At 45.2% G+C, this 6545-nt stretch carries 7 protein-coding genes; 2 read left to right on the forward strand and 5 right to left on the reverse strand.

Annotation, left to right across the window (positions count from 1 at the left end; translation table 11 throughout):
- A partial coding sequence (locus tag HA494_06730; protein NHV97462.1) for an aspartate aminotransferase family protein occupies nt 1-1280 on the forward strand: 1280 nt, incomplete at its 5' end.
- 14 nt (nt 1281-1294) lie between these two features.
- Here the strand turns inward: HA494_06730 and HA494_06735 are convergent.
- The 5 genes from HA494_06735 to HA494_06755 form a co-directional block, all read right to left on the reverse strand.
- Nucleotides 1295-1420, reverse strand: coding sequence for a SnoaL-like domain-containing protein (locus HA494_06735; GenBank protein NHV97463.1), 126 nt, complete (start codon nt 1418-1420; stop codon nt 1295-1297).
- Nucleotides 1404-2402 carry a ParB/RepB/Spo0J family partition protein gene (locus HA494_06740; GenBank protein NHV97464.1) on the reverse strand — a complete coding sequence of 333 codons (999 nt, stop codon included), beginning with the start codon at nt 2400-2402 and terminating at the stop codon, nt 1404-1406. The genes HA494_06735 and HA494_06740 overlap by 17 nt, the downstream gene beginning before the upstream one ends.
- Before the next feature lie 68 nt (nt 2403-2470).
- Nucleotides 2471-3667, reverse strand: coding sequence for an iron-containing alcohol dehydrogenase (locus HA494_06745; protein ID NHV97465.1), 1197 nt, complete (start codon nt 3665-3667; stop codon nt 2471-2473).
- A 103-nt stretch (nt 3668-3770) separates the two neighbouring features.
- Nucleotides 3771-4676: an LLM class flavin-dependent oxidoreductase gene (locus tag HA494_06750; GenBank protein NHV97466.1), complete on the reverse strand. Its 906-nt coding sequence runs from the start codon at nt 4674-4676 to the stop codon at nt 3771-3773.
- A gap of 40 nt (nt 4677-4716) precedes the next feature.
- On the reverse strand, nt 4717-6138 hold the full coding sequence (locus HA494_06755) for an ABC transporter substrate-binding protein (GenBank protein NHV97467.1): 1422 nt from the start codon (nt 6136-6138) through the stop codon (nt 4717-4719).
- 158 nt (nt 6139-6296) lie between these two features.
- On the opposite strand from HA494_06755, the gene HA494_06760 reads away from it, so the two are divergent.
- On the forward strand, nt 6297-6545 hold a 249-nt coding region (locus HA494_06760), incomplete at its 3' end, for a hypothetical protein (protein NHV97468.1).

Below are 6545 nucleotides of genomic sequence, written 5' to 3' on the forward strand. Positions count from 1 at the left end.
CAAAGATCCTTGACTTCCTCTCTGGACTCATATCTGTTAACGCTGGGCAGAGGCAACCTAGAGTTATAGAGGCGATAAAGCAGGCTCTTGACAGATACGGCTACGTCTGGGAGGTTATGCAGACACCCTATAAGTCTTTAGCAGCTAAACTGATAGTAGAGGATATACTTGGGAAAGATGGCTGGGCTGGCAAAGTTAGATTCACAAGCTCAGGTAGCGAGGCTAACGAGGAGGCTCTTATTATAGCGAAACTATACACGGGCAAACCATTTATCATAAGCAGAGAGTTCTCATATCACGGCTGGACGTTAGGAGCAGGCTCCTGCTCAACCTTTAGATGGTGGCGCGGTACTTTGGCTAACAGTCGAGGCGAGTATAGGGAGGTTCCGGGTTTCCCAGCCCAAGGTTTCTTTGTAGCGCGAGCACCCTTCTGCTACAGATGCCCCTACGGCTACGACTCTCCAAGTGATTGTCAATCAGGAGGCTATGTAGCCTGCTTGAGGGACTTGGAGTATATGATTCAGAATTTAGGTCCTCAGAATGTAGCAGCAATAATAACCGAAATCATAAGCGGAGGTGGGCTTGTGGTGTCGCCGCCTGAGTGGATCAAGGGTCTTCGTGATTTGACTAGGAAGTATGGTATCCTCTGGATAGATGATGAGGTTATGACTGGGTTTGGTAGGACTGGAAGGTGGTTCTGCTATCAACACTACGGAGTCACACCAGATATTATGACTATGGCGAAGGGTATAGTGAGTTCCCAGCTACCGGCTGCGGGTGTCGTTGTAAGCAAGGAGATAGCTCGTTTTCTAGAGGAGTACCGATGGTGGCATGCAGTTACCTTCTCGTCACACCCTGTCGTTATGGCTGCCGTCTGCGAGAACATCAAGTTTATGATGGAAGAAGATCTACCAGGTAGAGCCGCTAAGATGGGTGAATATCTTGGGAGAAGGCTCAATGAGTTAGAGCCCAAGCATAAATGCGTAGGCCAGGTTTCTGGGTTAGGTCTCTTCTGGGGAATAGAGCTTGTTAGAGATAAGAAGAAGAAAGAACCCTTCTTCCCTGAAGATCGCTTCACAAAAGGTGCGGGTGACGTCAGTAAGTGGGCCGTCAACATAGTTCAAGCGAAGGCGCTTGAGAAAGGGGTGTTAGTAGGAGGCTTCGCACCTAACTGCCTCAGAATAGGGCCAGCCTTGACAGTTACGCGGGAAGAGATCGATAGGGCTGTAGATGCGATAGACTACGCCTTAACTGCGCTCGATGCCGAGTGTAGAAGTTAGTACCATCCCTAGCATCATTTATTGAGTTCTGCTATATCAGATCTTAGTGGAGACCAGTGTTCATGTATAATGTACCAGTTGTCACCACGCTTTAGGAAAACAAAGGTGACTCTTGATGTGGATCTAAAATGGTCTTCCATTTTGCACTACATCATAATGTATATAGAAGGTGGCGATCGCGGTTTCGCCGAAGACTTTAACCTTAAGATCCTTACACCGCATCTTAAATTCACCCTTCCAAGATCCGATCAGATCAAAGTTGTAGATTAGTGAACTTCTGTAGTCGCGTAAAGTGTAGGGTGGGAAGTCGTCAAACGCTGTGAACTCTTTCTCAAGCCTAAGAGCGATTAAAGGTTGGAGGTTTTTACGCTCTATCCACTCGAAGAGATCCAGAATCTTCTTCTTTATCCTCTCTACATCCGATACCCGTTCTCCAATCTTCTCTTTGCTTACATCTTCAGCCATGGTTTCTTTTGCTCTAGGTCTACCTACGAGCTTCTCAGTCTCCTTTACGCAAAGGTTTTCATTTACAACCATCTTAGCTATCGCAAGCCTTTCTTCAGGGTCTTTGAGTCTCAGAAGTATTCTAGCTTGCCTTTCAGTCAGCGACTGAAGTATACGCATAACCTCCGGATCTTTCATCTGCTCTTCTGTAAAGAGTTCAAGCATAGCGATATGTTGAGCCACATATGCCTTGCTTCTACCGATGATCCTAGCGATATCATCGTAGCTTCGCTTGAATTCTCTATTCAACCTATAGAAGATTCTCGCCTTCTCATAAGCTGTGAAGTCCTTCCGCTCGAGGTTCTCTATGAGAGCCATAATAAGCATCTCCTCCTCCGAAGCAGTAACCACCCTAGCCCTAATCTTCTCCCAGCCAAGAATCTTGGCAGCAGCGACCCTCCTATGCCCATAAATCAACTGAAACTTATCGCTACACGAAGGGTGAACTCTAACAAGCACGTCGGCAAGCTGCCCATGCCTCCTCATAGACTCAGCGAGCTTATCAACCTCAACATTCTGATCCACCCTAGCAGCATAGGGGCTTGCTTCAATCTTATCTAATGGAACTAACGTAAACCTATTTACATCAGACTCTCCACTCAATAGGGTTCCGTTCACCAGGGTGAACACAATCCTAAATAAAACTTAGGATTAAATGTGGAAACATCAGAGAAAGCGCAATTTGCCTAGAGAGTTCCACTCCACAAATCTTCGAAGAATTTCGTAAGATTTTCTTTCGTGATTACGCGAGGACTCCATCTCATTTCTGCAACGCTTCTCTTCATGAAGACGTCCACAAGCTTTCCAAGATCCGCTTTATCCACACCATATTCCTTTAGGGTGCTCTTTAATCCAAATTCCTCAACTAAACTTTTAACAAAGTAGGCGCATTTTTTAGCAGCTTCTTCAGGACTTAAGCTAGTTGTATCAATACCTAAAGCACAGGCTACCTTAGCTAGCTTTCCTGCGGCTACAGGAATATTGAAGCTGATTGTGTAAGGTAGGCAAAGTGCGCAAGCTTCTCCGTGCGGAATGTGCAAAACCTCCCCTAAACGCATCGCCGCGCCATGCCCGATTACGCAACCTGTAACTGAGAAGGCGAAACCCGCCAACAAAGCAGCCAAAGACATGCCGCACCTTGCTTCCAGGTTCCACCCTTGGTGATACGCGGCTCTGAAATATTTGCCAATGAGCTCAACGGACTTAAAAGCAAACATCTCTGTGTAATCGTTAGAGTCGACCGACAATATCGACTCAACAGCGTGACTTAACGCGTCAAAACCAGTACTGGCTGTTACCTTAGCTGGCATCGTGACCGTAAGCGTAGGATCAATAATTGAAACGTCTGGTGCCACCTCTTGACCAACAGTTATAGTTTTTTCACCTTCTTTGCTCGTCACGACGATAAAAGCTGAAACTTCACTACCAGTCCCAGCGGTCGTTGGAGACAATATTAACTTAGCCCTTCGCTTTACTTTTCCAAAGCCTATATAATCCTCAAATGTGCCAGGATTGGCTGCCATAATTGCTGTTGCTTTTGCTATATCTAACGCGCTCCCGCCCCCAATCCCCACTACTAAATCAAACTTGGCGTCTTTAACGATTTGGGTCGTCTTATGAACTATTTCTATGTGGGGTTCTGGTTCAACCCCATCAAAAACTTCAACATTTATCTGCTGATTTTCTAGGGAACGCTTGGCGCGTTCCATTATACCCAATTTTGCGACAATAGGGTCGATTACTAGCAAAGCCTTTGTTGCACCAAGCATTTTTGCTTCTACACCAATATCATCAAGGCATCCTACACCAAAAAGGACCTTTTTAGGAAAAATCGCAGATGTCTTCTTTAACCAAGGAATTTTAGAAGCAATTTCTTCAATCATCTACACTCTACCCCATACGGCGATTCTCTTTGACCTTTATATAGCTTTCTGTTCACCAGCTTAGTGACGCGCAATTAGAATTAACGATATTCGATGACTGGCATCAACGGAAGGAAGATACAATTTCCTTTGCGAAACTTCGCAGCAGCTCAACGTATTTGCCGTCAGATAGTGGCTGGTTTAGTGGAATTTCAACAATGTAGTATTGACAACCATGCTCCGCGTATTTTTCAATTATCTTTGTTTCGTCTTTCATTCTCTCTTTCTCTGGCATCCAACCTAATAGAGCGAAGGTGAACTCATTTACGCTTCTTCCGTAATCCTGCAAATATTTTTTGATCGTTTTTACCCTTTCACCGTATTCTTCCGGTGTAGGGGCTCCGTAACCGCCTTTTTCTGGAGCCCAAGCTTCTCTGTGAACAAACCAGCCATTGAAATATTTTGCACTTATCTTTAGCATGTGGGAACCAAAGCCGCCTGACCATATACGAGGATGTGGTTTTTGTACAGGCTTTGGCAAAAGCGTTGCATTCTTCAGTCTATAGTACTTGCCTTTAAAGGTCACTTTATCCTCTGTCCATAGTTTTATCATAATCTGTAAGCCTTCCAAGAACCTCTCCATTCTCACCTTTGCTTCATCGTAATATCCATGAGGAGAATAATTGATGAATTCTTCGCGGTTCCACCCAGCGCCCAAACCTGCAGTAACCCTACCTTCAGACAAAATGTCAACGTGAGCAATTATTTTTGCAAGCTGGCTTGGAATATATCTTGGTATAGGACTCGCAACAGTACCGATTCGCATATTTTTTGTCTTTGCAGCTACGTAAGCTAATGTTGTCCAAGTTTCGGCCAATTTATTGGATGGAAATTCTGGAACTGGTAAATCGTAATGATCAGGCATATATATTCCGTCGTATTCACAGTTCTCCGCTTCAGCAATCCAAAGATCAAATTCCTTTAATCCCTTCCACCAAATAAAAGGTGAGGGAGAAACTCCAAATTCCAACTCAGTATACGCCTTTATAAAAATGGAAAAAGGAGGGTGTTTACCCTCCGTAAGGGATCCATTTGGATGTGGCAAACTTTTCTGGCCAGACGGTTTCTGCCAACTCACCGCCTTGGAACTGAGCGATGATTGGCATATCTGGGTATACTAGACCTTCACTGGGCTTGTAGCGGACTTTCCCCATAATTGTATCGAATTCCTCCGTAAGTAACGCTTGCATCACTTTCTCTCTGTTAAGGCCGTACTTCTCAATCGCTTTAAACAGACATTCATGCGCCGCGTACTTTTGAGCCTTATTCGATTCAGGGTAGAAACCGAATAGCTGCTTGTGCCTCTCAGCGAAATCTTTTAGCGCTTGATTTTCTTTATAACCGACGACACCATACCAATGGCATATACCTTTAATGTTTTCAGTACCTAGCGGAGCCATAACTGCAGGTAGATCCATGCCCGCAGACCCGAGGAGGAAACGCGGTTTGTAACCGAGTTCAACAGTTTGCTTAATGAATAAGGTGGAGTCCTCTGGGTACCCGATCATAAATAATGCGTCTATGTTGGCTGCTTGTAGTTTTTTAATCAGCGGTGATAAATCCATAACACCGAGAGGGTAGCTCTCCATAATTTTTGGAATGATATTTCTGCCATAGAGTTCGCTATAGAGCGTTGAAGATAATTCAATACCGTGCAAGTCAGATATATATATTATACCGAGATTTTTGTAGCCTACGTGTTCGAGTAGATCAGCTGCTGCTTTTGCTTGTAATGGGGGCTGAGTAAGAGCTAAGAATACGTATTTTAGCTCTCCAGTTTCTGCTTTCTTCATCAGTTGAAGGCTGCTAACGGTTATGCCGATTAACGGGTAATGATATTTTTCGAATACCGGTGTAGCGGCGAAAGTGAACGCCGTACCCCATGGTGATAAGAGAAAGTCTACTTTATCTTCGCTGATCAATTTTTCAAGCATTCTAAGCATTGTTTCTACATCGCTACGATCGTCATATATTTTGAGCTCGATGGGCAGACGTCTACCATATTCTGGTACATAAAGGCCTCCCTTTGCGTTATAGTCATCAACGATCATCCTAAACGTTGGCATTGAGTGTGCCATAGCTCCAGCTGCATAAACACCTGTCAAGGAAAGGGATGCGCCTATAACTATCTTTTCTTTCCGAGGTAATGTGGCAGTGGGCGTTGCCGTTACAGTTGTCGTTACAGTTGTTGTTACAGTCGTTGGTGGTGCTGTTGCGGTTACGGTTGTCGTGTATGGCGCCCCTGGTGCTAGGGTTGTCGTGGCCGTGACGGTCTTAGTAACCTCCTTAACTACTTCCTTCACAGGAGCAGCCAATGTGCCAGCATAGTACGCACCAACACCAGCCACAACACCAGCAACAATAGCTGAGACAGCAACCGTCAAGAAGCCCCTCCTAGAAACACCACGCCTAGAAGACACATCAACCACCATACCCCAAGTAATAAAATAAGTGATATTTAAACCTTCTTAAAGAATGTGTGTATGTGTGGATTGTGGCAGAAAAGTTTGTCTCATCGTCTAAGCTTCCTGTCAAGCTGGTTCAATAGCCTAAGATCTGCTTAGATGGGGGTGCGGCGGGAGGTGGGTTATTGGCTAGGAGGAGGGATTGGAAGAAGTATGAGAGGAACTGGAAGGCCTATGAGAGGTTCAGGAAGGATGAGGTGGAGCTCTTCTTGAAGAAGGCTAGGGCTGTTGTCTGGAGCCTCGAACCACCCTGGGTGGCGAAGCGTGGTGGTAGACCTGGCTACGACGCCAGAAGCCTAGTCCTATGCGCACTGTTGAAGGTGAAGATGAAGATGGATTATAGAAGCATCTCATCATACCTCAAAGCTAACCCA

Source organism: Nitrososphaerota archaeon (genome assembly GCA_011605775.1).
Classification (GTDB): Archaea; Thermoproteota; Nitrososphaeria; order Nitrososphaerales; family JAAOZN01; genus JAAOZN01.